Genomic DNA, 26,999 nt, shown 5'->3' with positions numbered 1-26,999 from the left:
GGGAGAATGCGCATGAAAACGTCGCGTCGTCTGCTTCCTTGGCTCGTCGCCCTGCTGTTGCCGATGGCAACGGCGACGGCCGACGAAACCTGCAACTCCCCTTACATGGCCAACCTGATCAAGGGCCAGGAGGACTACCTGCACGTCTGGACCCTGGGCGTGCCCGGCCTGGGAGACGGTGCGGACAAGCTCGTTACAGTCGACGTCAATCCCCGTTCGCCAAAGTATGGCAAGGTGGTGGACGTGGTATCCGTCGGTGGCCGGGGCGAGGCCCATCACATGGGCTTTACCGACGACCGCCGCTACCTGTGGGCCGGCCGCCTGGACGACAGCAAGATCTTCGTCTTCGATGTCGGCACCAATCCCGCCCGGCCCAAGCTGGTAAAGACGATTTCGGACCTGCCGGGAAAGAGCGGCTTCGTCGGCCCGCACACGTTTTACCCGATCCCCGGCCGCATGCTGATCGGCACCCTGTCGAACGCGCGCGACCATGGCGGCGCGACCGGCATCGTGGTGTATAACAACAAGGGCGACTACGTGACCAGCCACGCCATCCCGACCGCGCTGCCGGGCGCCGTACAGGCCGATGGCTACGGCTACGACATCGCCGTCAACCCCAACAGGAACGTGATGCTGACCTCCAGCTTCACGGGCCACAAGAATTACATGATGGACCTGGGCAAGCTGATGGCCGACCCCGCCGCCATGAAAAACTTCGGCAACACGATGGTCGTGTGGGACTTCAAGGCGATGAAGCCGACGAAGGTACTGGGCACGCCGGGTGCGCCGCTGGAAATCCGCTGGTCGCTGAACGAAGGCGACAACTGGGCCATCACGGCCTCGGCGCTGACGTCCAGGCTGTGGCTGATCAAGCAGGACGAACGGGGCGAGTGGCAGGCGCGCGACGTGGCCCCGATCGGCGACCCGGCCAAGATCCCGCTGCCCGTCGACATCTCGATCGCCGCCAACGGCAAGAGCCTGTGGGTCAACACCTTCATGGATGGCAAGACGCGGCTGTTCGACCTGACCAATCCGGCGGCGCCGAAGCAGGTCTATGAAAAGGTGACCGGCAAGCAGGTCAACATGGTCAGCCAGAGCTGGGACGGCAAGCGCGTCTACGTGACCAGCAGCCTGCTGGCGAACTGGGACAAGAAGGGGAACGACAACGAGCAGTTCCTCAAGCTGTTCAGCTGGGACGGCAAGGAGCTGCGCGAGCAGTGGAAGATCGACTTCACCAAGGAAGGGCTGGGGCGCGCCCACCACATGAAGTTCACGGCCAAGCCTGGCGGCGTCGCGGCCATTTCCGGCACCGCGATCGCGGACCGCGGTGCGCCGGCGCGCTGACGTCCTGTTGTGCGCTGCGCTGGCCGGCCTGGGCCTGGCGCACGCGCTGGCGGCCAGTCCCCCGCGCCAGCAATTCACGGTGCCGGCGCCCGGCAGCTACCGGCTCGAATCGATCCAGCCGGCGGCCGATGGCGCGGTGCTGGAATCGGACGGCACGGCCGGGCCGCTGCGCCGCTACACGACGGGCAAGGTGACGCTGCTCAGCTTTATCTACACGTATTGTGTCGATCCCGTCGGCTGTCCGCTGGCGTTCCAGACTTTCTCCGACCTGCGCACCCGCTTGCTGGCCAAGCCGGAAATGGCCCGGCGTGTGCGCTTCGTCAGCCTGTCGTTCGACCCCAGCAACGACACGCCGACGGCACTGCGGCATTACGCCGGCAACCTCGCCGCGCCCGGCAGCCCATTGCGCTGGCACTTCCTGACGACGCGCAGCGCAGCCGAGCTGCGGCCGATCATCGACGGCTTCGGCCAGGACGTCTCGGTCAACGTGGATGCGCAGGGGCGTCCCACGCGCTTCTACAATCACCTGCTGAAAGTGTTCCTGATCGACGCGCGCGGGCGGGTGCGGGAGATCTATACGACCGCTTACCTGATGCCGGACGTGATCTTCACCGATATCCAGACGCTGCTGATGGAACGCTAGCGCGGTTTCCCCCGTCCTGTACACACGGGCAAACGCTCGATGAGGTTGAAAGCGCTTTCAGGAAATTGGGGCTGCCCGTGCAGATTTCCAGAGAAAGCGTTTGACAGCGCTTTCATAATCCCGATATATTGAAACCCATGTTGACCGATGCCGACACCGCCGCGCCCGCCGTGACTCTCGAGCTGATCGCCCGCGAGGCCGGGGTGTCGCCGAGTACGGTGTCACGCATCCTCAACGGCACCGCAAAGGTCAGCGCGGACAAGCGCCTGGCGGTGGAGCAGACGATCGCCCGCTTCAATTTCCAGCCCAACGCGATGGCACGCAGCCTCGCCAAAGGGCAGACCTACACCATCGGCGTCCTGACCCAATTCATCGAAAGCCCGTTCTACGGCGAAGCGTTGCGCGGCATCGAGGACGCCTTGCGCCGCACGCCTTACTCGCCCCTGTTCGTCAGCGGCCACTGGAACCTGGCGGAGGAAGAAGCGAAGATGCGCCTGCTGCAGGGGCGCCGCGTGGATGGCGTCATCGTCCTGACCGGGCGCCTGGGCGACGAGCAGCTGCTCGACTACGCGCAGCGCCTGCCCATTGTCGTGACCGGACGCCAGCTGAGCGGCCCGCGGCTGGCCAGCGTGGACGTCGACGATTTCGAGGGTGCGCGCGAAGCCACGCGCCACCTGATCGAACTGGGCCACACGCGCATCGCCTTCATTTCCGGTCCGGCCGACCATCCGGACGCCAACGAGCGCCTGCGCGGCTATCGCCAGGCCCATGCCGATGCCGGCCTGGCACTGGTGCCCGAGCTGGTGGTGCCGGCCGACTTCATGGAAACCGGCGGCATGCTGGCCATCGGGCAGCTGCTCGAATCGCGCCAGAACTTTACCGCCGTCTTCGCGGCCAACGACCAGATGGCCTACGGCGCCCGGCTCGCGCTGTACCGGCGCAACCTGCGCGTGCCCGACGATATTTCATTGGTCGGCTATGACGACCTGCCCAATTCCACGTACCTGATGCCGCCCCTGACCACCGTACGCCAGCCGGTGTACGAGATCGGCAGGCTGGCCGCGCAGGCCATGCTGAAACTGATTGCGGGGGAGAGCGCCGAAATCGCCGCGCCGCCCCTGGAGCTTGTCGTCAGGGAGTCGACCCGGCGCGTGCGTCACTAGCAGCGCCCGAGAGCAGCATTTGCTTTTCCACCGGGGCCGCGCTGGCGGCTTCGTTCATCCAGCGCAGGTCATCGCGTTCGCGTTATCGCACCGCTCCCAGCGGCGGTGCCTTTCTCAAGGGCGGCATTGCGCCGCCGGTTTTGTTGGCATGCCTTCGCGGCAGGCGTCGTGACGGCCATGACTTCCCCGAACAGCAGCAAAGCGAACGGCGAGAAAACTCAGGAGACATTCATATGCACAGCAAATATTTTGATCCATGCCGAAGGCTGGTGCTTGCCATGCTGGCACTGCTGGCCATGGTATTCGTCCAGCCCGCGAAAGCCGCGGATTACACGGCGGGCGTCGCCATCGTCGACGCCAGGACGGTACTGTGGTTCCAGGGCGCCGGCATCACCCAGAGCATCGCGCACTACAACGTCGATGGCGGGGCCCAGCAAAACGTGTTCATGACCTACAACGCGGCCCGCGCACGGTACGAACTGGACGTGCCCGCCAGCGCTGGCCGTACCGTCAATCATTCGTTCACCTACACCAAGGCAGGTCTCGCCTATGACACGCCGTGGGCTTCCAGCGTCGTCGGTCTAGCGGTCGATGCCCCCGTCTTCACGCCAGCACCGGGCAACTACACGACCACCCAGAACGTGACACTGGCCAGCGCCACGGCCGGCGCGACGATCCGTTACACCGTGGACGGCAGCGCTCCGACAGCTTCCTCGGCTGCGTATGGCGGCGCGATCACCGTGGCGGCGCCAGGCAAGACGATCAAGGCCATCGCCATCAAGGACGGCGCCATGTCGCCCGTGGCCACGGCGGTCTACCAGGTCGGTGCGGCGGGCCTGGTCCATGGTGTGGCGGAGGATGGTTCGACGGCACGTATCTGGAACAAGCCGCCCACGACGCCGGGCACCAACATCGTCCACTACTTCGTCACCACCAAGGCTGGCGTCAAGGGCGCGCAGCGCGACGAGAACATGGTCTACGATGCGGCCGCGCAGCGCTGGAACGGCCCGACCATCAGCCCGATCGCGGCCGGTTCGAAGATTTCCTACTTCTTCACCTACACAGCGGCCAGCGGCGGCAACACGGATTCGGCCTGGTTCGAGTACATGCTGTGCGGCGATGGCGACTGCCCGAGCGCCGTGCCGAAGCCCGTGTTCAACCCGGCCGTGGGCGGCAAGGTTGCCGCCGGCACCCAGGTCACGCTGGGCCTGGGCACTGGCGCCGTCGCCGGCACCAGGATCTACTACACCCTCGACGGCAAGGCGCCGACGGCAGCTTCGCGGCTCTATAGTGGCACGCCGTTGAGCATCGACTCGGCCGTGACGATCAGCGCGATCGCCATCGGGCCGGACGGCCAGGCCTCGCGCCCGGCCAGCCTGACCTTCGACGTGCAAACGGCCTGCGATACGCAACCGCGGCAATGCCCGGTGGCCGCGCCGACCTTCTCGCATGCGAGCGGCAGCTATGCAAGCAGGATCGCCGTCAACATGCTGACAGAAACCACTGGCGCGACGGTGCACTACACCACCGACGGCAGCCTGCCGACGGCGGCCTCGCCGCAGTTCAACGGCGCGGTCTGGTTCGCCATCGATCCGGTCAAGGGCGACACCTATACGCTCAAGGCGATCGCCGTCAAGGACGGCAGGGAGTCGCCGGTCGTCTCGGCCGACTACAAGATCACCAGCAACGCCGAATCGGCGTGGGACGGCAAGACGGTGTTCAACATCGAGAACGGCACCGGCGGCAAGTATCGCGACGACCAGATCTACTGGTTCATCATCGGCAAGGACTGGGCTACCGGCCAGTTCGTGCGGGCCGATGCCAGCGGCAGGCTGGTTCCCGTCACGGAAGCGGACAACACCGTGCCCGTACCCAACCGCGACAAGCCTTATGCCAACTATGCCATCACCTTGGCGCAGGCCAAGTCGATCGTCATCCCACCGATCCAGTCGGCGCGCATCTATATGAGCGTGGGCAAGCCTGTGATGGTCCAGATCAACCGCGACATCAATGGCAACACCGGCTATGCCGGCCCGAACCTGGAAAACAGCACCGATCCGAATCTCGATGTGCAGTTCGACTTCGGCGAGTTCAATATCAACCGTCCACGCCCCGCCAGCGACTACCCCGGCATCTTCGTCAATACCACCCGCGTCGATATGTTCGGCCTGCCATTGCGCCTGCGCGTGCAGGGCCTGGACGGCTACGACGCCACGGTGGGCGAAACGCTGAAGGAAACGCGGGACGAACTGATCGCCCGCTTCATCCTGGAAACGCCGCCCGAGTTCCATGCCCTGGCCAAGGCGCCGTACGCGCCGACCCGCATCATGGCGCCGGCCCATGCCACCTTCAATGCCGAGGGCCCGAATGCCGGCTACCTGGACGCGTACATCGACGAAATCTGGAATATGTACCGTTCCCGCGACCTGGTCATGAAAGTGGGAGACTGGCCGACGTTCACGGGTCGGGTGGGGCCGGACGACGTGCTGACCTTCACCGACGGCATCGATACCTACAAGATTTACGGCAAGCCGACCACGCAGGAAGTCCTGCTGGGCAAAGGCCTGCTGGACGATGCGCGCGGCACCACGCCAGGCACGGACAAGTACAACAAGCAGCTCCAGCTGCAAGCCCAGATCTGCGCCGCGTTGAATCGCCACGTCGCCGAGCAGCCGAACGAACGCTGGTACGACGCGGCGTACTTCTATCCCGCCGGCTCGATCGCCAACTGGTTCACCAAATTCTGGCATGAGCACAGCTACAACGGCCTGGCCTATGGGTTCTCGTATGACGATGTCGGCGGCCATAGCCCGTCGATCTATACGCCGGCGCCGGTCAGCGTGACCTACACGATCGGCAAGTAAGTCGCCAAGTAAGCAGTTCCAGGTGGTACTTCGCGGCCCGTTCTTTGGACGGGCCGTTTTTTTATGGGCGCACCAATGCAAAACGCCACCCGAGGGTGGCGTTTGCAAGAATTCTTGGTGGCCCGGGGCGGAATCGAACCACCGACACAAGGATTTTCAGTCCTCTGCTCTACCAACTGAGCTACCAGGCCAAGAGGCCGCATTATAGCAGGCAAATGCAGGTTTGCAATAGTGATTGAGCATCTGCCGAGATATTTGCCGTGGCAGCAATGACCATGGCGGCGGCATGTTGCTTATCGCAACAAACCACCTTCCCGCCAGCTCCGGCCCGTCGCCTGCCCGCGCCGGGCCATCGGGATGCCGTCCATGGCCCACGGTCGCTATAATGGACGGATGAACAAATCATCCACCCCACCCAGCAAGCAGCACGTGCAGACGGCCGTCTGCATCGTCGGTAACGGCGCCATCGCCAAGACGGCCGCCCTCGCGTTCGCCCAGGCCGGGCAGAGCGTCACGCTGCTGGGGCCGCCGCCGGTCACGCCGCCGGATGGGCTGGAGCCCAGCTGGGACGTGCGCGTGTATGCGCTCAACCATACCGCGCAGGCGCTGCTGTCGTCGCTGAAGGTATGGGGTGCGATGGACGCCGCCCGCGTCGCGCCGGTGGATGCGATGATCGTCAAGGGCGATGGCGAACAGCCGGGCCACATCAATTTCGACGCCTACGGCGCCCATGCGGACACGCTGGCATGGATCGTCGAGGACCGCAACCTGAACCAGGCGCTGGACGCCGCGCTGCGCTTCGCCCAGAACGTGCACGCCGTCAGCGGCCGTGCCGTCGCATTGCGCACGACCCAGGAAGGCGCCACCATCGAGCTCGATGACGGCAGCGCGCTGCGCGCCGCGCTGGTGGTCGGCGCGGACGGCGCGCAGTCGTGGGTGCGCGGCCAGTGCGACATCGGCCTCGATTACAAGCCGTATAACCAGAAGGGCGTCGTCGCCAATTTCGAGTGCGAGCTGCCGCACCACGGCGCCGCGCTGCAGTGGTTCACCTGCACGCGCGGCATCGTCGCCTTGCTGCCGCTGCCGGGCAACCGCGTCTCGCTGGTGTGGTCGGCGCCCGATGCGCTGGCCGACACCTTGTGCAGCGAAGGCGCGCCGCCGCTGGCCGAGCGGCTGGCCGAATTCGCGGCGCCCAAGCTGGGCAAGCTGACGCCTGTCCAGCCCGAGCTGGTGCGCGCCTTCCCGCTGACCCTGATGCGGCCGCACTCGCTGGTGGCCGAGCGCGTGGCGCTGGTCGGCGACGCGGCCCACGTCGTGCATCCGCTGGCCGGGCACGGCATGAACCTGGGCTTCGGCGACGTGCGCGACCTGGTGCGCGCCGTGGCCGAGCGCGAGGAACACCGCTCGATCGGCGACGACCGCGTGCTGGCCCGCTACGCCCGTGCGCGCAAGGAAGAGGTGCTGGCGATGCAGGTCACCACCGACGGCCTGCACCGTTTATTCACGGCCAACCTCGAACCGGTACGCGTAGTGCGCAATTTGGGGCTAAACTTGCTGGATAAATTACCGATCGTGAAACGGCAGCTGATGTCGCATGCGCTCGGCAGGCACTGAAGCATTCGGCCGGCAGACAAATTCCGCACAATATCAGCACAACTGCGATGCATAATTGATGCAAGCTGGTCGGTGCACGTCACGCAAACCAACAACAAGATGTCTCGGGCGCCGCAAGGCGCACGGGGCCTGTCCGATTCCGGAGATCCTATGAAACTGCTGAAAACCGTATTCGCCATCGCATCGCTGCTGGCGCTGAGCCACGCCGGCGCCCAGAACAGCGTCGAGGCGACCATCCGCAAGAACGTCGAGCCGAAGCTGGGCGAGAACGTCAAGATCGACTCGATCCGCGAAACGCCTTACGGCGGCCTGTACGAAGTCCGGGTCGGCAACGAGGTGCGCTATACCGACAAGACGGGCTCCTACCTGATCGTCGGCCACGTCTTCAACCTGAAGACGAACGAGGACCTGACGCAGACCCGCCTGGATGACCTGAACAGGATCAAGTTCTCCGACCTGCCGCTGGATCTGGCCATCAAGACCGTCAAGGGCAACGGCAAGCGCGTCATCGCCGTGTTCGAGGACCCGAACTGCGGCTACTGCAAGCGCTTCCGCCAGCAGACGCTGAACCAGGTCGACAACGTCACGATCTACACCTACCTGTACAACATCCTGTCGCCGGATTCGGCGGTCAAGTCGAAGAACGTGTGGTGCTCGGCCGACCGCGCCAAGGCCTGGGACGACTGGATGCTGAACAACAAGGCGGCGCCGGCCGCGCCCGCGAACTGCACCACGCCCAACGACAAGGTATTCGCGCTGGGCCAGAAGCTCAACGTCAACGGCACGCCGGCGGTCTTCTTCGCCGACGGCACCCGCATTCCGGGCGCGATCGACATCAAGGCACTGGAAGCGAAGCTCGCAACGATCAAGCAGTAAGCAGCATCCGCCACATCGGAACAGAGCGGGCAGCCAGACCCGCAGGAACCGGCGCGCCATCGAGCGCGCCGTTTGCTCATCCATAACAGGAGTATTTCAATGGTGACCTTGAACATCAACGGCCGCGACATGCAAGTCGAGGCCGATCCGGCAACCCCTATCCTGTGGGCCCTGCGCGACAACCTGAACATGACCGGCACCAAGTTCGGTTGCGGCGCCGCGCTGTGCGGTGCCTGCACCGTGCACCTGGGCGGCCAGCCGATCCGCTCCTGCATCACGCCGATCTCCGCCGCCGTGGGCCAGAAGATCACGACGATCGAGGCGATGGAAAGCGACAAGGTCGGCAAGGCCGTGCAGGACGCCTGGGTGCGGCACGACGTGCCCCAATGCGGCTACTGCCAGAGCGGCCAGGTGATGAGCGCCACCGCGCTGCTGCGCACCAACAAGGCGCCCACCGACGCCGACATCGACAACGCCATGGCCGGCAATATCTGCCGCTGCGGCACCTACCAACGCATCCGCGCGGCGATCAAGGATGCCGCCAAGACCCTGGCCTGAGGAGACTCGCATGCGCAAGGAATGGTTCAAGGAGGACGGTTTGGCGACGCTCGCCAGCGGTGCGGCGACCGGTGTTTCGCGCCGCAGCTTCATGAAGGCGGCGGGCGCCGGCCTGGTGCTGGGCTTTACGTTCACGGGCGGCGGCCGCATGGCACGCGCCGCCGGCATCCCGCAAGCGGCGCAGCAGCCCAATGCGTTCCTGCGGATCGCGCCGGACAACACCATCACCGTCACGGTCAACCGGCTCGAATTCGGCCAGGGCGTGCACACGGCGCTGCCGATGCTGATCGCCGAGGAGCTCGACGCCGACTGGTCGCAGATCCGCGGCGCGCTGGCGCCGGCTGGCGAGGCCTACAAGGACCCGGCGTTCGGCATCCAGATCACCGGCGGCAGCGGCAGCGTCGCGCACTCGTGGGTGCAGTACCGCGAGGTCGGCGCCAAGGCACGTGCCATGCTGGTGGCCGCGGCCGTGCAGCAGTGGGGCACCACGCCGAACCAGGTCAAGGCCGCGAACGGCGTGCTGACGGGACCCGGCGGACGCAAGGCCACCTATGGCGAGATGGCCGAAGCGGCTTCGAAGCAGCCGGTGCCCGCCAATGTCGTGCTGAAAAACGTCGAGGACTTCCGCTTCATCGGCAAGCCGATGCCGCGCCTGGACGCACGCGCCAAGTCGAACGGCAGCCAGCAGTTCGGCATGGATTTCAAACCCGAAGGCACCAAGGTCGCGCTGGTGGCGCGGCCGCCCGTGTTCGGCGCCAAGGTGAAATCGGTCGATGCGGCCGCGGCGAAGGCGCTGCGCGGTGTGGTGGCCGTCGAGCGGGTGCCGCTGGACCGGGGCGCGGAGGGCGTGGCCGTGATCGCGGACGGCTACTGGCAGGCCAAGCAGGGCCGCGACGCGCTGAAGATCGACTGGGACACGAGCGGTGTCGAAAAGGTGGATACGAACAAGCAGTTCGCCGCCTTCCGCGCGCTGGCCGCCAAGCCGGGCACGGTGGCGAAGCAGGCCGACACGTCGAAGCTGGCCGCCGCACCGAAGAAGATCGACGCCGTCTACGAGTTCCCGTACCTGGCGCACGCGCCGATGGAGCCTTTGAACTGCGTGGTGGACCTGAAGGGCGACGCCTGCACGATCTGGGCCGGCAGCCAGTTCCAGACCATGGACCAGGCGGCCGCCGCCAAGACGGCCGGCCTGAAGCCGGAGCAGGTGACCCTGCACACGATGATGGCGGGCGGCGGCTTCGGCCGGCGCGCCACCCCGTCGTCGGACTACATCGTCGAGGCGGTGAATGTCGCCAAGGCTTACGGTAAGGGTCCCGTGAAAGTGATCTGGAGCCGCGAGGACGACATCAAGGGCGGCTACTACCGCCCGGCGCACGTGCACCGCGCCGCGCTGGGGCTGGACGGCAAGGGCAATATCGTCGGCTGGGACCACACCATCGTCGGCCAGTCGATCATCACCGGTTCGGCGTTCGAACCGATGATGGTCAAGAACGGCGTGGACAATACGATGGTCGAAGGCATGGGCGAGCCGTACAAGGTGCCGCTGAACCTGACGGTGCACAACGCCCAGGCCAACGTGCCGGTGCTGTGGTGGCGCTCGGTCGGCTCGACCCATACCGCCTTCGTGATGGAGACGCTGATCGACGAGGCGGCGCACGCGGCCGGCATGGACCCGGTGGCGTACCGCAAGAAGCTGATCCCGGCGGACCACCAGCGCCACCACCTGGCGCTGGACCTGGCGGTCGGCAAGTCCGGCTACGGCACGAAGAAGCTGCCGAAAGGGCAGGCCTACGGCGTGGCGCTGCACGAGTCGTTCGGCACGGTGGTCGCCTACGTGGTCACGGCATCCGTCGAGAAGGGCGTGCCGAAGCTGCACACGGTCACCGCCGGCGTGCACTGCAACCAGGCCGTCAACCCGCTGACGATCGAGGCGCAGGTGCAGGGCGCCGTGCTGATGGCCGTCGGCACTACGCTGCCGGGCGCCGCCATCACGCTGAAGGACGGCATGGTGGAGCAAAGCCAACTGTCCGACTACACGATGGCGCGCATGCCGGACATGCCGAAGGTGGAGGTGCACATCGTGCCGTCCACCCAGCCGCCGACCGGCATGGGCGAACCGGGCTTCCCGCCGCTGGCGCCGGCGTTCGCCAATGCCGTGTACCGGCTGACGGGCAAGCGGCTGCGCAAGCTGCCGTTCGACCTGGCCACGGCCGTCAAGGTGTGATGGCCGGCATTGTCGGCATCCTGCTGGCGGCCGGCCGCGGTCGCCGCTTCGATCCGCAGGGCCAGCGCAACAAGCTGCTGCAGCCGCTGCCCGGCGGCGACGTCGTGGCGGCGGCCAGCGCGCGGCACCTGCTGGCCGCGCTGCCGCGCGTGATCGCGGTGGTGCGGGCCGACGACGATGCCACGGCGGCACTGCTGGCCGCAGCAGGCTGCGAGGTGACACGCTGCTTTGATGCGGATAGCGGCATGGCCGCGTCGCTGGTGCATGGCTTGCGGCAGGCGGAGCAGGCTGCCGGCTGGGTGGTGGCGCTGGCCGACATGCCGCACGTGCGGCCGGCCACGATCGCCGCGCTGCGCCAGGCCGTGCTGGAGGGCGCGCCGATCGCGGTGCCCGTCCACCAGGATAAACGGGGCAACCCGGTGGCGTTCGGCCGCCGACACATGCCCGAACTGCTCGCGCTGTCCGGAGACCGCGGCGCGCGCGGTATAGTCAGCAACAACCCAGTCAACGAAGTGTGCGTGGACGATCCGGGCATCCTGCTCGATATCGACACGCCAACCGATCTATGATGAAAAAGAAAAAAACCACCGGCCAGGCCCCGGCCATCGCCTACGCCATCGCCGCCAAGGATCTGGCGGCCCACCTGTTCCAGGTCACGCTGACCGTGCAGCATCCTGCCGCCGAAGGCCAGGTGCTGGCGCTGCCGGCCTGGATCCCGGGCAGCTACATGATCCGCGAGTTCTCGCGCAATATCGTCCAGATCCGCGCCGAGGCCGAAGGCCGCGCGGTGCCGTTGATGAAGCTGGACAAGCACTCGTGGCAGGCGCCGCCCGTGGCCGGACCGCTGGTGGTCGTGTACGACGTGTATGCCTGGGACCTGTCGGTGCGTGCCGCGCACCTGGACCAGACCCACGGCTTCTTCAACGGCACCAGCGTGTTCCTGCGCGTGGTCGGACAGGAAGATGTGCCGCACGTGGTCGACATCCGCCAGCCGGAACACGAGGCGGCGCGCACCTGGCGCGTGGCCACGGCGCTGCCCGAACTGAAGGCGCGCCGCTACGGCTTCGGCACCTACGTCGCGGCCGACTACGATGAGCTGATCGACAGCCCGGTCGAGATGGGCGACTTCGCGCTGGCCACCTTTACCGCGCATGGGGTGGCGCACGATGTCGTGATCACGGGCCGCGTGCCGAACCTGGACATGGAACGCCTGTGCGCCGACCTGAAGGCGATCTGCGAAACGCAAATTGCCTTCTTCGAGCCGAAGACCAAGCGCGCGCCAATGGAGCGCTACGTGTTCATGACCCTCGCCGTGGGCGACGGCTACGGCGGCCTGGAACACCGCGCCTCGACGGCGCTGATCTGCGCCCGCGCCGACCTGCCGACGACGGCGCAGCGCGGCAAGGAACGCAACGAGGGCTACGTCAAGTTCCTGGGGCTGTGCAGCCACGAGTACTTCCACACCTGGAACGTCAAGCGCATCAAGCCGGCCGTGTTCGCGCCGTACGACCTGCAGGTGGAGAACTACACGCCGCTGCTGTGGCTGTTCGAAGGCTTCACCAGCTACTACGACGACCTGTTCCTGGTGCGCAGCGGCATGATCACGGAACAGCAGTATTACAAAGCGCTGGGCAAGACCATCGGCAGCGTGCTGCGCGGCGCCGGCCGCACCAGGCAGAGTGTGGCCGATTCCAGCTTCGACGCCTGGGGCAAGTACTACCGTCAGGACGAGAACGCGCCGAACGCCATCGTCAGCTATTACGCCAAGGGTTCGCTGGTCGGCCTGGCGCTGGACCTGACGATCCGCACCAAGACCGCGGGCCAGCGTTCGCTGGACGACATCATGCTGGCGCTGTGGCAGCGCTTTGGGCGCGACTTCTATCCGGACGGCCGGCGCGGCGTCACGCCCGCCGAGGTGGAAACGCTGTTCGACGAGATCAGCGGCATGAAGCTCAAGCCCTTCTTTGAAAAATACATCCGCGGCACGGAAGACGTGCCGCTGGCCAAGCTGCTGGCGCCGTTCGGCGTCAAGTACACGGACGAGCGCAAGGGCGACAAGCCGAGCCTGGACGCCAACATCGGCCGCGACGGCGCCGACTGCAAGCTGTCCGCCGTGCACGAAGGCGGCGCGGCGCATCTCGCCGGCCTGTCCGCGGGCGACCTGCTGGTGGCGATCGACGGCCTGCGCGTGACGGGCAATCCGTCCAACCTGGAGGGCCTGCTGGGCCGCTACCGGGTCGGCGACACCGTGCAGGTGCACGCGTTCCGGCGCGACGAGTTGATGACGTTCGCCGTGCAGTTGCAGGGCGACCGCGTGCCCGGCATCACGCTGGCGATCGACGCGGCGCGCAAGCTGGAGGTGCCGCGGCCGACGATGACGCGCGCGGCGCTGCCGCGCGCTCGCGGAGGCTGAGCGCTGGATGAAGCTGCTGGACCCTTATAGCCTGGTGCTGATGGCGTCGATGATGTGCGGTGTCATGAGCGCCGTGCTGTTCCTGGTGCGGCGCAGCTTCCCGGCCGACATCCAAGGCCTGGGCCACTGGGGCGCCGCGCTGGCCGTGCAGGTGCTGGCCACGGCCTGCTACAGCTTCAAGGGCACGCTGCCGGACGGCTTCGTGCTGCCGGTGGCGAACCTGCTGTTCGTGCTGGGGAACGGCCTGTGCGCCCTCGGCCTGCAGGCGTTCTACGGCCGTGCGCAGGGCTGGCGCATGCTGGGCGGCGCACTGGGCTTTGCGCTGGTGGGCATGGTGTACTGGCTGTTCGTGGTGCCCAGCTACACGGCCCGCGTCACGTGGATGGCGCTGCCGCTCACGGTCATCAACGGCACGCAGCTGTGGCTCGTGCTGCGCCATGGCCGGCGCCATTTCGCCACGTATTTCCTGGCCATGCTGGTGGGCGTAAACGCCTTGCTGGTCGCCGTACGGGGCGCGCTGGCGCTGGTGGTGCCGGCACCGACCGTCGACCTGACCCAGCCGGGCGCGCTGCAGGGAGCTTATCTGGTGATCACGGCCATGGTCCCGATCCTGCTGTCGGTCGGCTTCATCATGGTGGCGACCAAGCGGCTGCAGTTCACGCTGGAACGCCGCTCCGCCAGCGATCCGTTGACGGGCGCGCTGAACCGGCGCGGCTTCGACGCCGCGTATACGCGCGAGCTGGCGCGGCTGCGGCGCCGCCCGCGCACGCTGGCGCTGCTGGCGATCGACCTGGATCACTTCAAGGCGGTCAACGACGCCCATGGCCATGGCGTCGGCGACAAGGTGCTGGTGCGCACGGCCAGCCTGGTGGGCGCCGCGCTGCGCGAGTCGGACTACCTGGCGCGTTTCGGCGGCGAGGAATTCATCGTGCTGTTGCCGGATACGGACATCGAGCTGGCGGCGGCGGTCGCGCAGCGCATCCAGGTGGCACTGCGCACGGCCTGCGAAACGGGCATCCCCATCTGCACGGCCAGCATCGGCATCGCCGCGCAGACCGATCCGCGGCAGCGGCTGGACGATTTGTTGGAAGCGGCCGACCAGGCGCTGTACCGCGCCAAGGCGAACGGGCGGGATCGGATCGAGCTGGCGGAGCAGGAGGAGCGCCGCGCCAGCGCCTGATGAGCCGGGGTCTGTCCCTGCGGGACTGACCCCGAAGTTTGCTCGCGCTTCGCTGACGTTGGTGACAAACTTCAGGGTCAGTCCCCTGCGGGGACAGACCCCGGGGTTCACGCAGCCGGCACGAACTCCATCGTCCAGTTGGTCTCCCAGCTCTCCCCGCCATCGTTCGAGAACGCCTGCTCCCAGCGCGGGTTGGCACCGGGCTGCGCGAGCCAGGTGAAGCGCACGCGGATCGGCTGGCCGTTCAATACATCCTCGGCATAGAACAGGCCCACGTTGTCGGCAAACCGTCCCGTCACCGGCACGTCCAGCGCCGTCGGGTTGCGCCCGTCCAGCCACCAGATCGACCACGTCCCGGCCTCGCGGCAGTAGGAGCGCACGGCGATGGCGCGGAAAGCGCCGTCGGGGAATGCCAGCAGGTTGTCTTCCAGGTTGCCGAAACCACCCAAGGTCTTCACGGTGGACGACCAGCCGTCGAACGTTTCCCAGTCGGTGCAGCCGGTCAGCCGCGAGTGCAGGCGGCGGTGCCGCACCTGCCAGTCGCCGATGATGAAGTCGAAGTCGCGCGGCGCGGCGGGGTCGAGTGGCAGCGCCATGGTCAGGCGAACAGCCGGCGCAGTTCGGCGCCTGGATCGGCGGCGCGCATGAACGCTTCGCCGACCAGGAAGGCATGCACATCGGCCGCGCGCATGCGCGCCACGTCGGCGCCGTTCAGGATGCCGGACTCGGTGATGACCATGCGCTCCTGCGGAATGCGGTCGAGCAGGTTCAGCGTGTTGTCCAGGCTGACCTCGAACGTGCGCAGGTTGCGGTTGTTGATGCCGATCAGGTTACTCTTCAGCTTCAGCGCGGCCGTCAGTTCGTCGCCGTCGTGCGATTCGATCAGCACGTCCATGCCCAGCTCGTGCGCGCAGGCTTCCATCTCGGCCATCAGGCCGTGGTCCAGTGCCGCCACGATCAACAGGATGCAGTCGGCGCCCATCGCGCGGGCTTCGTAGATCTGGTACATGTCGACCATGAAGTCCTTGCGCAGAACGGGAATGGCGCAGGCGGCGCGCGCCTGCTCCAGGTACTGCGCGCTGCCCTGGAAGAACTGCTCGTCCGTCAGCACGGACAGGCAGGCCGCGCCGCCGTTCTCGTAGCTGGCCGCGATGGCGGCCGGCTGGAAATCGGCGCGCAGCACGCCCTTCGACGGCGACGCCTTCTTCACTTCGGCAATCACGCCGGCCTGGCCGGCGGCGATGCGGCGGCGCAGGCTGGCCTCGAAGCCGCGCAGGCCGGCGCGCAAGGCGGTGTCGCGCTCCACTTCGTCGCGCAGGCTGGCCAGGCTGCGGTGCTTTTTCGCCGCCGCCACTTCGTCGGCCTTCACGGCCAGGATTTTGTTCAGGATATCGGACATGGATTCGATCGGTTAGTTGCGTTCGGCCAGCGCCAGGCGCGCGCCCAGCATCAGGAACAGGCCGCCGGTTACCCGGTTCAGCCACAGCGCCACGCGCGGCTTGACCTTCAGGCGCGCGCTGGCAAAAGCAGTGAAGACGGCCAGGCCGTTACACCACAACATGCCGTTGAAATTGAAGATGCAGCCCAGGATGACGAAGGCGAGCGGCTTGTTGGGCGCGTCCGCGCTGATGAATTGCGGCACGAAGGCCAGGAAGAACAGTGCCACTTTCGGGTTCAGGACGTTGGTCAGGAAGCCCTGCGCGAAGATGCGTAGCATCGATACAGGCTTTCCACCCAACGGCGTAAGGCCGGGGTCAGACCCGTCGGGGCGGAGCAGGGGTTTCAAGGAGCATCGCTCCTTGCTTGCGCAGCGGTGCTCGCATGCATGCGAGCACTCCTTTCTGACCCCGGCTTTTGCTTCCGGGTTTTGCTTGGCACGCAGCATACCGATCCCGCACCACACGATATACGCCGCGCCAACCCACTTGACCACATTGAACGCCGTGGCGGATGTGGCCAGCAGCGCCGACAAACCGACGGCCGCCGCGAATACGTGCACCATCGTGCCGGCACCGATGCCCAGCGCGGTGACGCAGCCGGCGCGCCAGCCCTGGGTGGCGCTGCGCGTCATGATGAGGAGGGAATCGGGCCCCGGCATGATGTTCAGCAGCAGACCCGAAACGATGAACAACGTCAGGTCGTGGATGCCGAACATCTCAGTTACTCGCGCCGAGCGTTTGCGTGACTTCGACGAACTGCTGCAGCTTCGCCACCGCCGCGCCGGAACTGACGGCCGCGCGTGCCTTCGCCAGACCATCCTCGATGGAGGAGGCGACGCCTGCCGCATACAGCGCCGTGCCCGCATTCAGGGCGACGATGTCGCTGGCGGGACCGGGTGCGCCGGACAGCGCTTCCATCACCTTCAGCTTCGATTCGGCGGCGTCGGCCACCTTCAGGTTGCGGCTGGCGATCATCGCCAGGCCGAAGTCTTCCGGATGGATTTCGTATTCGCGGATTTCGCCGTTGACCAGTTCGCCCACCATCGTGCCGGCGCCGAGGGACACTTCGTCCATATTGTCGCGGCCGTAGACCACCAGCGCATGCTGGGCACCGAGGCGTTGCAGTACCCGCACCTGGATGCCGACGAGGTCGGGGTGGAACACGCCCATCAGGATGTTCGGCGCGCCGGCCGGATTGGTCAGCGGGCCCAGGATGTTGAAGATCGAGCGCACGCCCAGCTCGCGCCGCACCGGCGCCACGTGCTTCATGGCGGCGTGGTGGTTCGGGGCGAACATGAAGCCGATGCCCGTCTGCGCGATCGATTGCGCGATCTGCTCCGGCTTCAGGTTGATGTTGGCGCCCAGCGATTCGATCAGGTCGGCGCTGCCGGATGACGAGGACACGCTGCGCCCGCCATGCTTGGCGATGCGCGCACCGGCGGCGGCGGCGACGAACATCGCCGCGCTGCTGATATTGAAGGTATGCGCGCCGTCGCCACCGGTGCCGACGATGTCGAGCAGGTTGGTGGTGTCGGCCATCGGCACCTTGGTGGAAAACTCGCGCATGACCTGCGCGGCGGCGGTGATCTCGCCGATGGTTTCCTTCTTCACGCGCAGGCCCATCGTCAGGGCCGCGACCATCACGGGCGACATCTCGCCGCTCATGATCTGGCGGAACAGGTGCAGCATCTCGTCGTGGAAGATTTCCCGGTGTTCGATGCAGCGAACGAGGGCTTCCTGGTGGGTGATCGGCATGGTGCGCTCCTTAGCGGACGAGGAAGTTCTTCAGCAGGGCATGGCCATGCTCGGACAGGATCGATTCGGGGTGGAACTGCACGCCTTCGATATCGAAGTCCTTGTGCCGCACCCCCATGATTTCGCCATCGTCGGTCCATGCCGTCACTTCCAGGCAGGCGGGCAGCGAAGCGCGTTCGATCGCCAGCGAGTGGTAGCGGATCACCGTGAAGGGGCTGGGCAGGCCGGCGAACACGCCGACGCCCGTGTGGGCGATGGCCGAGGTCTTGCCGTGCATGACCTGCTTGGCGCGGATTACCTTGCCGCCGAACGCCTCGCCGATGGCCTGGTGGCCCAGGCATACGCCCAGGATCGGTTTCTTGCCGGCGAAGTGCTTCAGCACCTCGACGGAGATGCCCGCCTGCGCCGGTGCCTTCGGTCCCGGCGAGATGCAGATGCGGTCCGGGTTCAGTGCCTCGATCTGCTCGATCGTGATCTCGTCGTTGCGGAAGGTGCGCACGTCCTCGCCCAGCTCACCGAAGTACTGCACGATGTTGTAGGTGAAGGAGTCATAGTTGTCGATCATCAGCAGCATGTCAGAACTCCCCATCCAGGCCATCTTGTACTTGTTCGGCCGCGCGCAGCACGGCGCGCGCCTTGTTCTCGGTTTCCTGCCACTCCATTTCCGGTATCGAGTCCGCCACGATGCCGGCGGCGGCCTGCACGTACAGCATGCCGTCCTTGACGACGCCCGTGCGGATCGCGATCGCCACGTCCATCTCGCCGCCGAACGACAGGTAGCCGCAGGCGCCGCCGTAGATGCCGCGCTTGGAGATTTCCAGCTCGTCGATGACTTCCATCGCGCGCACCTTCGGCGCACCGGTCAGGGTGCCGGCCGGGAAGGTGGCGCGCAGCACGTCCAGGTTGGACATGCCGGCCTTCAGCTTGCCCTCCACGTTCGAGACGATGTGCTGTACGTGCGAGTATTTTTCGATGACCATGCGGTCGGTGACCTTCACGCTGCCCGTCTCCGAGATGCGGCCCAGGTCATTGCGCGCCAGGTCGATCAGCATCACGTGCTCGGCGATCTCCTTCGGATCGGCCAGCAGCTCCTCGGCCAGTTGCGCATCCTTTTCCGGCGTGGCGCCGCGTGGGCGCGTGCCGGCGATGGGGCGCAGGGTCACTTTCTTTTCGCCGTCCGGTAACGTCTCGTTGCGAACGAGGATCTCGGGCGACGCGCCGACGATCTGCATGTCACCGAAGTTGTAGTAGTACATGTACGGCGACGGGTTCAGCGAACGCAGCGCGCGGTACAGGGTCAGCGGCGAATCCACGTAAGGTTTGCGCAGGCGCTGGCCGATCTGCACCTGCATCAGGTCGCCGGCCATCACGTATTCATGGGCCTTCGCCACCGCCTTCAGGTAGTCTTCCTTGGCGAAGTCGCGGATGATTTCCGTGCGCACGGAAGACGACGTGACGGGTGCATCGACACCGCGGCGCAGCAGCGCGCGCAGGTCCTTCAGGCGCTGGCGCGCTTTCGAGAACGATTCCGCCTGCGTGGTGTCGGCATACACGATCAGGTACAGCTTGCCGGACAGGTTGTCGATGACGGCCAGTTCTTCGGTGACCATCAGCTGAATGTCCGGCAGGCCCAGGTCGTCCTTCGGCGCGCCGGCCGCCAGCTTTTTTTCGATGTGGCGCACCGTGTCGTAGCCGAAGTAGCCGGCCAGGCCGCCGCAGAAGCGCGGCATGCCGGGACGCAGCGCGACCTTGAAACGGGCCTGGTACTGTTCGATGAATTCCAGCGGGTTACCGTCGTGCGTCTCGATCACTTCGCCGTTGCGGATGATCTCGGTGTGGCTGCCGTGCGTGCGCAGCACCGTCTGCGCGGGCAGGCCGATGAAGGAGAAGCGGCCGAAGCGCTCGCCGCCGACGACGGATTCGAGCAGGAAGGTGTTCTTGCCCGTGTTCTGCGTCTGCGCCAGCTTCAGGTACAGCGACAGCGGCGTTTCCAGGTCGGCGAAGGCTTCCGCGATCAGGGGGATACGGTTGTAGCCTTGCGTGGCCAGCGATTTGAATTCGAGTTCGGTCATGGTTCTCTCCAATCCGCCACCTGATAGGTGTGGTGGTGGCGGTGAGGTTCAAAAAACCTGCCAGTGGCGTACGAGGAGAATTGCGCGGAAAGGTCGCGCAAAGGTCGAGCACAAACGCCGACGGCAGCAATCAGATTGGCTTATTCAGCTCAGGATTGCCAGCGTCGCCATAGCCAGGCCTCAATCGAGCCCCGGTGGGTAACGTTGTGTCGTTTGTTGAGAAACATGCTTGGTGGTGCCGATGCGCCGAGTTGTTTAGACGGGTTCCGCAGGTTTGTTGTGCATGCCGATTAACCTTGCCGCATGCAACAGCGTGTCAACTATACCATCGGAATCCGTTTCGTGTATAGCCGCGCCGTGGTTATAACCATACGGTACCGTCAGCACGGGGCAGCCGGCGGCGCGCGCGGCTTCGGCATCGTTGGACGAATCGCCGATCGCCACCACCTGGGCCGGCGGCAGGCCGAAGAACTCGCAGGCCTTCAGCAGCGGCATTGGATCGGGTTTCTTTTTCGGGAACGAGTCGCCGCCGTAGATCACGTCGAAATAGCCGTCCAGTTCCTTCAGCTTCAACAGCGGCAGCGCGAACGCCAGCGGCTTGTTGGTCACGCAGGCCAGGCGCAGCCCGGCCAGCTTCAGCTCGGCCAGGCCCGCCGCCACGTCCGGATACAGCGTGCTGTGGTGGCCGTTGATGGCCAGGTAGTGGCGCTGGTAGGCGTCCATCGCGTCGGTGAAGTGGCGCTCGATGCCGGCGTCGTCATGGTCCAGCGCAAGCACGCTGCGGATCAGGTTTTCCGAGCCCTTGCCGACCATGTTCTTGATCTGCTCGGCCGTGATGGAGGGCAGGCCCAACTCGCCCCGCATGCGGTTGATGGCGACGTGAAAGTCCGGCACGGTGTCGAGCATCGTGCCGTCCAGGTCGATGATGGCGGCGCGCACGCCGCACAGTGGGTGAGCGGCCGCCGTCATTTATACCTCCGCCAGCTTGGCGCGCATCGCGTCGATGACGGCCTTGTAGTCGGGCTGGCCGAAGATGGCGGAGCCGGCCACGAAGGTGTCGGCGCCGGCTTTCGCGGCGGCGGCGATATTGTCGATCTTGATGCCGCCGTCCACTTCCAGCAGGATGTCGCGGCCCGATTCGTCGATCAGGCGGCGGGCCTGCTCGATTTTCTTGAGCGCCTGCGGGATGAAGGACTGGCCGCCGAAGCCCGGATTGACGGACATGATGAGGATCATGTCGATCTTGTCCATCACGTGCTCCAGGTAGGACAGCGGCGTGGCCGGGTTGAACACGAGGCCGGCCTTGCAGCCGTGGTCGCGGATCAGCTGCAGCGAGCGGTCGAGGTGGTCCGAAGCTTCCGGGTGGAAGGTGATGATGTTCGCGCCTGCCTTGGCGAAATCGGGGATGATGCGATCGACGGGCTTGACCATCAGGTGCACGTCGATCGGCACCTGGACGTGCGGGCGGATCGCCTGGCACACCAGCGGGCCGACGGTCAGGTTCGGCACATAATGGTTGTCCATCACGTCGAAGTGGATGATGTCGGCGCCGGCGGCGACGACGTTCTTCACTTCCTCGCCCAGGCGGGCGAAGTCGGCGGACAGGATGCTGGGGGCGATGCGGTAGGTAGTCATGGCAGGGTGGTGGAAAAAAGATGCGCTATTTTACGCTGCGCCGCCGCCGGGCGTGGCACGCGCCGTCGCGCTTGGCAAAACGTCATTTTTGAATTTTCGGCATAATTGCGGGTCTAATATGTAGTGAAGCACCAACCGAGGAATACCGATGGCCCAATATGACTTCGCCGTGACGGTGAGAACGCAGTACCTGCCCGAGCAGTCCGACCCGGAGCGCACCAACTTCGTGTTCACGTACTCGATCACGATCAAGAACACCGGCACGGTGGCGGCGCAGCTGATCTCGCGCCACTGGATCATCACGGACGCGAACAACCACATCGAGGAGGTGCGCGGGCTGGGGGTGGTCGGCCACCAGCCGCTGCTGCAGCCGGGCGAGCAGTTCGAATACACCAGCGGTACGCAGCTGCGCACGCCGCAGGGCTCGATGACGGGCGAATACTTCTGCGTGGCCGAGGACGGGCACCAGTTCGAGGTCAAGATCCCCGAATTCGTGCTGTCGCTGCCACGCACCCTGCATTGATCCTGGCGTTCGCGCGCCGTTGTCCTATCATTCAGGCTGATCCGGCCGCCGGGCCGGCGGCGCCTTTTTCTTGCGCGGCATCGTCCACCAGACGATGAAGACGAGCAGGAACAGCGCCACCAATGCTTCCAACACCAGATACCACATATTGCCTCCATGTTGATCGTTCGCCCAAGTCTAACGCGTTCCGCTCGTCCGTTGGCCGTCGTTGCCGCCATTGCCGCGCTGCTGGCCGGTTGCGCGACGCAGCCGACGCCCGCGCCGGTGCCAGTCCCGCAACCGGTGCCGCAACCCGAGCCGGCACCCGTTACGCCACCGGTGCCTCAGCCGGAAGTGCCTGGCAAGATCAGCTTCGTGCCGGGCACGTTCGCCGACCTGCCGGGCTGGTCGCGCGATGACCTGCGCGCGGCCTGGCCCGCGTTCCTGTCCTCGTGCAGTGTGCTGGGCAAGCGTGCCGAGTGGAAGGAACCCTGCTCGATCGCGCGCACGGTGGACAAGAGCAGCGACGCGGCCATCCGCCTGTTCTTCGAGTCGTTCCTGCAGCCGCAGCGCGTGATCGCGCCGGACGGCAGCGACAGCGGCCTCGTGACGGGTTACTACGAAGCGCAGCTGCGCGGCTCGCGCAGGCAGGCCGGCGCCTACCAGACGCCGCTGTATAAAGCGCCGGCCGACCTGCTGACGATCGACCTGACCAGCGTCTACCCGGACTTGAAGGGCAAGCGCCTGCGCGGCCGGCTGCAGGGCAACAAGGTGGTGCCATACGCCAGCCGGGCCGAAATCGCCAGCCCGGGCTTCGCCGGCAAGGAGCTGCTGTGGGTGGACGATCCCGTCGAGGCCTTCTTCCTGGAAGTGCAGGGCTCCGGCCGCGTGCAGCTCGATACGGGCGAGACGGTGCGGGTCGCGTACGCGGACCAGAACGGCCATCCCTATAAATCGATCGGCAAGTGGCTGGTGGAGCAGGGCGAGCTGACACCGGAGCAGGCCACGGCGCAGGGCATCAAGGCTTGGATTGCCGGCCACCCGACGCGCCGCCAGGAACTGTTCAATACGAATCCCAGCTATGTGTTCTTCCGCGAGGAAAAGCTGCCCGACCCGAATGTCGGGCCGAAAGGATCGCTGGGCGTGCCGCTGACGCCGCAACGCTCGGTGGCGGTGGATGCCACCCAGATCCCGCTGGGCGTGCCGATGTTCCTGAACACGACCCAGGCCGCCAGCGACATCCCGCTGCAGCGCCTGGTGATGGCGCAGGACACGGGTGGCGCCATCCGCGGCGCCATCCGAATCGACTTTTTCTTCGGCTTCGGGCCGGAGGCTGCCGAAAACGCCGGCCGCATGAAGCAGAGCGGCCAGGTGTGGGTGCTGCTGCCGAAGGTTACGCCCTAATCAACGCAGCACCAGCACGGGCAGCTGGGTGTGCGCCAGCACCTTCTGCGTCTCGCTGCCGAGGAACAGCTTGTTCAGCCCCTTGCGGCCGTGCGAGGCCATCAGGATGATGTCGCAGTTGTGCTTCTCGGCGGCCGCGACGATCTCCTGGTAGGGATTGTGCGAGTTGGCGACGATCCCCTCGAACGGAATGCCGGCGGCGGCCGCGGCGGCGGCAATGCGGTCCACGTTCTTGCGCGCCGCCACGTTGGACTGGGTCTCGAACACCTCGGCATCCGGAATGATGGCGCCATCGGTCATCGGCGCGAAAGGGAATGGCTGGATGACCGTGATGCCGACGATGCGGGCGCCGTGCACCCGGGCGAATTCGACGGCGATGGCGGTGGCTTTATCCGACAGCTCCGAGCCGTCGGTGGGCAACAGAATACTCTTGAACATGGCGGACTCCCTGGCATTGTTATTCAGGCAAGGAGCAGTGTAGGACGCCCGCCTCGCGCAAGGCGCACGCTTGCACCTCCGCCGAGGCATGGCCGCGGGGCGGAGAGTGAGGCTACAATCCGTGGACTATTCGATACCGAGCCCGGGCCGGGTTCCAACCAGGGAGACACGCATGCAATATGAAGATCTGATCGTCGAAGTGCAGGGCAAGGTGGCCGTGATCCGCCTGAACCGTCCGAAAGCGCTGAACGCGCTGAACGACAACATGATGAACGAGCTGGGCGAAGCCCTGGCCGCCTTCGACAAGGACCCGCAGATCGGCTGCATCATCCTGACTGGCAGCGAGAAGGCGTTCGCGGCCGGCGCAGACATCGTCGCGATGAAGGACTACACGTACCAGGACACCTACCGCGACAACTACATCACGCGCAATTGGGAGCACATCCTGAAGGTGCGCAAGCCGGTCATCGGCGCGGTGGCGGGCTATGCGCTGGGCGGCGGCTGCGAGCTGGCGATGATGTGCGACTTCCTGATCGCGGCGGATACGGCCAAGTTCGGCCAGCCGGAAATCAAGATCGGTGTCACGCCCGGCGCCGGTGCGACGCAGCGCCTGCCGCGCACGATCGGCAAGTCGAAGGCGATGGACCTGCTGCTGACGGCGCGCACGATCGACGCGGCCGAGGCCGAGCGCATCGGCATCGTCTCGCGCGTCGTGCCGGCCGACCAGCTGCTGGCGCAGGCGCTGGAAGCGGCCAATACCATTGCCGCGATGCCGCTGTCGGTGGCGATGATGATCAAGGATGCCGTCAACCGCGCCTTCGAGACGACGCTGACGGAAGGGGTGAACTACGAGCGCCGCCTGTTCCATGCCGCGTTCGGCACGCCGGCCCAGCGCGAGGGGATGTCGGCCTTCCTCGAAAAGCGCTTGCCAAAGTTCGAGGGGCTTTGATATAGTTCTGTCCCTCGCAGCGAATGCGCTGTCATGAAAATGACACAGACGCAACGATGTGATGAAAAGAGAAGCTTGACGAAACGCACGAAACACCGCATACTCTCGCTTCTCTGCTGCTGACAAACACAACGCTTTGTCGCCGGGTTTGACCGGATCGCAGCAAGCCTTCAAGGGCAGAATTCTTTAACAATCAACAGTCGATAAGTGTGGGCGTTTGATGTGAGTGTGCCCGGGGCTTCGGCTCCGATACTCAAAATATATAGCATCAAACGCTCGCAAGAAATTAAACGTGACCTCGCAAGAGGAACGTCAGTATCTTGAGAGTGACCATGTCAGCAATGACATAAAACAGAGATTGAACTGAAGAGTTTGATCCTGGCTCAGATTGAACGCTGGCGGCATGCTTTACACATGCAAGTCGAACGGTAACAGGGAGCTTGCTCCGCTGACGAGTGGCGAACGGGTGAGTAATATATCGGAACGTGCCCAAGAGTGGGGGATAACGTAGCGAAAGTTACGCTAATACCGCATACGATCTAAGGATGAAAGCAGGGGACCGCAAGGCCTTGTGCTCCTGGAGCGGCCGATATCTGATTAGCTAGTTGGTGAGGTAAAGGCTCACCAAGGCGACGATCAGTAGCTGGTCTGAGAGGACGACCAGCCACACTGGGACTGAGACACGGCCCAGACTCCTACGGGAGGCAGCAGTGGGGAATTTTGGACAATGGGCGCAAGCCTGATCCAGCAATGCCGCGTGAGTGAAGAAGGCCTTCGGGTTGTAAAGCTCTTTTGTCAGGGAAGAAACGGTCGTGGCTAATATCCACGGCTAATGACGGTACCTGAAGAATAAGCACCGGCTAACTACGTGCCAGCAGCCGCGGTAATACGTAGGGTGCAAGCGTTAATCGGAATTACTGGGCGTAAAGCGTGCGCAGGCGGTTTTGTAAGTCTGTCGTGAAATCCCCGGGCTTAACCTGGGAATGGCGATGGAGACTGCAAGGCTGGAATCTGGCAGAGGGGGGTAGAATTCCACGTGTAGCAGTGAAATGCGTAGAGATGTGGAGGAACACCGATGGCGAAGGCAGCCCCCTGGGCTAAGATTGACGCTCATGCACGAAAGCGTGGGGAGCAAACAGGATTAGATACCCTGGTAGTCCACGCCCTAAACGATGTCTACTAGTTGTCGGGTCTTAATTGACTTGGTAACGCAGCTAACGCGTGAAGTAGACCGCCTGGGGAGTACGGTCGCAAGATTAAAACTCAAAGGAATTGACGGGGACCCGCACAAGCGGTGGATGATGTGGATTAATTCGATGCAACGCGAAAAACCTTACCTACCCTTGACATGGCAGGAATCCCTGAGAGATCGGGGAGTGCTCGAAAGAGAACCTGCACACAGGTGCTGCATGGCTGTCGTCAGCTCGTGTCGTGAGATGTTGGGTTAAGTCCCGCAACGAGCGCAACCCTTGTCATTAGTTGCTACGAAAGGGCACTCTAATGAGACTGCCGGTGACAAACCGGAGGAAGGTGGGGATGACGTCAAGTCCTCATGGCCCTTATGGGTAGGGCTTCACACGTCATACAATGGTACATACAGAGGGCCGCCAACCCGCGAGGGGGAGCTAATCCCAGAAAGTGTATCGTAGTCCGGATTGTAGTCTGCAACTCGACTGCATGAAGTTGGAATCGCTAGTAATCGCGGATCAGCATGTCGCGGTGAATACGTTCCCGGGTCTTGTACACACCGCCCGTCACACCATGGGAGCGGGTTTTACCAGAAGTAGGTAGCTTAACCGTAAGGAGGGCGCTTACCACGGTAGGATTCGTGACTGGGGTGAAGTCGTAACAAGGTAGCCGTATCGGAAGGTGCGGCTGGATCACCTCCTTTCTAGAGTGGCACGGATCGCAAGATCGTGCATCAAA

At 65.1% G+C, this 26,999-nt stretch carries 23 protein-coding genes, 1 tRNA gene and 1 rRNA gene; 15 read left to right on the top strand and 10 right to left on the bottom strand.

The genetic code is table 11. From position 1 onward, the window contains the following. Positions 1–12 precede the first annotated feature (12 nt). From E7V67_023200 to E7V67_023185, 4 genes are all read left to right on the top strand, one after another. Complete coding sequence (locus E7V67_023200) at positions 13–1,344, top strand: selenium-binding protein SBP56-related protein (GenBank protein WUR12567.1); 1,332 nt, start codon at positions 13–15, stop codon at positions 1,342–1,344. After that, positions 1,328–1,987, top strand: a complete 660-nt coding sequence (locus E7V67_023195; GenBank protein ID WUR12566.1) for an SCO family protein — start codon at positions 1,328–1,330, stop codon at positions 1,985–1,987. Before E7V67_023200 ends, E7V67_023195 begins: the two co-directional genes overlap by 17 nt. A 137-nt stretch (positions 1,988–2,124) precedes the next feature. Continuing rightward, entirely contained in the window at positions 2,125–3,150 is a 1,026-nt protein-coding gene (locus tag E7V67_023190; protein WUR12565.1) for a substrate-binding domain-containing protein, read from the top strand. Positions 3,151–3,428: 278 nt separating this feature from the next. Next, positions 3,429–6,014 (top strand): beta-1,3-glucanase family protein, encoded by a 2,586-nt coding sequence (locus E7V67_023185; GenBank protein WUR12564.1) that lies wholly within the window; start codon positions 3,429–3,431, stop codon positions 6,012–6,014. 115 nt (positions 6,015–6,129) lie between these two features. Here the strand turns inward: E7V67_023185 and E7V67_023180 are convergent. Continuing rightward, positions 6,130–6,205, bottom strand: a tRNA-Phe gene (locus tag E7V67_023180). A gap of 202 nt (positions 6,206–6,407) precedes the next feature. Here E7V67_023180 and E7V67_023175 point away from each other — a divergent pair. The 7 genes from E7V67_023175 (at position 6,408) to E7V67_023145 (ending at position 14,879) form a co-directional block, all read left to right on the top strand. After that, positions 6,408–7,628, top strand: a complete 1,221-nt coding sequence (locus tag E7V67_023175) for a UbiH/UbiF family hydroxylase (GenBank protein WUR12563.1) — start codon at positions 6,408–6,410, stop codon at positions 7,626–7,628. Positions 7,629–7,778: 150 nt separating this feature from the next. Further along, entirely contained in the window at positions 7,779–8,504 is a 726-nt protein-coding gene (locus E7V67_023170; GenBank protein WUR12562.1) for a DsbC family protein, read from the top strand. A 99-nt stretch (positions 8,505–8,603) separates the two neighbouring features. Continuing rightward, a complete protein-coding gene (locus E7V67_023165) occupies positions 8,604–9,062 on the top strand; it encodes a (2Fe-2S)-binding protein (GenBank protein WUR12561.1) in 459 nt (152 codons plus the stop codon). A gap of 10 nt (positions 9,063–9,072) precedes the next feature. Next, positions 9,073–11,286, top strand: a complete 2,214-nt coding sequence (locus E7V67_023160; GenBank protein ID WUR12560.1) for a xanthine dehydrogenase family protein molybdopterin-binding subunit — start codon at positions 9,073–9,075, stop codon at positions 11,284–11,286. Continuing rightward, on the top strand, positions 11,286–11,855 hold the full coding sequence (locus E7V67_023155; GenBank protein ID WUR12559.1) for a nucleotidyltransferase family protein: 570 nt from the start codon (positions 11,286–11,288) through the stop codon (positions 11,853–11,855). The genes E7V67_023160 and E7V67_023155 overlap by 1 nt, the downstream gene beginning before the upstream one ends. Beyond that, complete coding sequence (locus tag E7V67_023150; protein WUR12558.1) at positions 11,855–13,699, top strand: M61 family metallopeptidase; 1,845 nt, start codon at positions 11,855–11,857, stop codon at positions 13,697–13,699. Before E7V67_023155 ends, E7V67_023150 begins: the two co-directional genes overlap by 1 nt. A 7-nt stretch (positions 13,700–13,706) precedes the next feature. After that, complete coding sequence (locus E7V67_023145; GenBank protein ID WUR12557.1) at positions 13,707–14,879, top strand: GGDEF domain-containing protein; 1,173 nt, start codon at positions 13,707–13,709, stop codon at positions 14,877–14,879. Positions 14,880–14,986: 107 nt separating this feature from the next. Here E7V67_023145 and E7V67_023140 read toward each other — a convergent pair whose 3' ends face one another. The 8 genes from E7V67_023140 to rpe form a co-directional block, all read right to left on the bottom strand. Continuing rightward, positions 14,987–15,475, bottom strand: a complete 489-nt coding sequence (locus E7V67_023140) for a DUF1579 domain-containing protein (protein WUR12556.1) — start codon at positions 15,473–15,475, stop codon at positions 14,987–14,989. Positions 15,476–15,477: 2 nt separating this feature from the next. Beyond that, positions 15,478–16,278: an indole-3-glycerol phosphate synthase TrpC gene (gene trpC / locus E7V67_023135; protein ID WUR12555.1), complete on the bottom strand. Its 801-nt coding sequence runs from the start codon at positions 16,276–16,278 to the stop codon at positions 15,478–15,480. Between the two features lie 12 nt (positions 16,279–16,290). After that, a complete protein-coding gene (locus E7V67_023130) occupies positions 16,291–17,034 on the bottom strand; it encodes a LysE family translocator (GenBank protein ID WUR12554.1) in 744 nt (247 codons plus the stop codon). 1 nt (position 17,035) lies between these two features. Further along, positions 17,036–18,073, bottom strand: a complete 1,038-nt coding sequence (gene trpD / locus E7V67_023125) for an anthranilate phosphoribosyltransferase (GenBank protein ID WUR12553.1) — start codon at positions 18,071–18,073, stop codon at positions 17,036–17,038. 10 nt (positions 18,074–18,083) lie between these two features. After that, entirely contained in the window at positions 18,084–18,647 is a 564-nt protein-coding gene (locus tag E7V67_023120) for an aminodeoxychorismate/anthranilate synthase component II (GenBank protein WUR12552.1), read from the bottom strand. Between the two features lies 1 nt (position 18,648). Next, the gene (gene trpE / locus E7V67_023115) at positions 18,649–20,145 is read right to left on the bottom strand and encodes an anthranilate synthase component I (protein WUR12551.1); all 1,497 of its coding nucleotides are present in this window, start codon (positions 20,143–20,145) and stop codon (positions 18,649–18,651) included. 255 nt (positions 20,146–20,400) lie between these two features. Beyond that, the gene (locus E7V67_023110) at positions 20,401–21,114 is read right to left on the bottom strand and encodes a phosphoglycolate phosphatase (GenBank protein WUR12550.1); all 714 of its coding nucleotides are present in this window, start codon (positions 21,112–21,114) and stop codon (positions 20,401–20,403) included. Then, positions 21,115–21,780 carry a ribulose-phosphate 3-epimerase gene (gene rpe / locus E7V67_023105; protein ID WUR12549.1) on the bottom strand — a complete coding sequence of 222 codons (666 nt, stop codon included), beginning with the start codon at positions 21,778–21,780 and terminating at the stop codon, positions 21,115–21,117. Between the two features lie 148 nt (positions 21,781–21,928). Between rpe and apaG the strand changes: the two genes are divergently transcribed. Continuing rightward, positions 21,929–22,303 carry a Co2+/Mg2+ efflux protein ApaG gene (gene apaG, locus E7V67_023100; GenBank protein WUR12548.1) on the top strand — a complete coding sequence of 125 codons (375 nt, stop codon included), beginning with the start codon at positions 21,929–21,931 and terminating at the stop codon, positions 22,301–22,303. A 198-nt stretch (positions 22,304–22,501) separates the two neighbouring features. Continuing rightward, positions 22,502–23,686 (top strand): murein transglycosylase A, encoded by a 1,185-nt coding sequence (locus E7V67_023095; protein WUR12547.1) that lies wholly within the window; start codon positions 22,502–22,504, stop codon positions 23,684–23,686. Here E7V67_023095 and E7V67_023090 read toward each other — a convergent pair whose 3' ends face one another. Beyond that, the gene (locus E7V67_023090; GenBank protein WUR12546.1) at positions 23,687–24,124 is read right to left on the bottom strand and encodes a universal stress protein; all 438 of its coding nucleotides are present in this window, start codon (positions 24,122–24,124) and stop codon (positions 23,687–23,689) included. Between the two features lie 172 nt (positions 24,125–24,296). Between E7V67_023090 and E7V67_023085 the strand changes: the two genes are divergently transcribed. Continuing rightward, the gene (locus E7V67_023085) at positions 24,297–25,073 is read left to right on the top strand and encodes an enoyl-CoA hydratase (protein ID WUR12545.1); all 777 of its coding nucleotides are present in this window, start codon (positions 24,297–24,299) and stop codon (positions 25,071–25,073) included. 360 nt (positions 25,074–25,433) lie between these two features. Next, positions 25,434–26,964: ribosomal RNA gene (locus E7V67_023080) — 16S ribosomal RNA — on the top strand. Positions 26,965–26,999: the final 35 nt, after the last annotated feature.

The sequence above is a fragment of the [Empedobacter] haloabium genome (assembly GCA_008011715.2).
In the GTDB taxonomy this organism is placed as follows: domain Bacteria; phylum Pseudomonadota; class Gammaproteobacteria; order Burkholderiales; family Burkholderiaceae_D; genus Rugamonas; species Rugamonas haloabia.
Note: the sequence above shows the minus strand (reverse complement) of the source record. Positions and strands in the feature narration are given on the sequence as shown.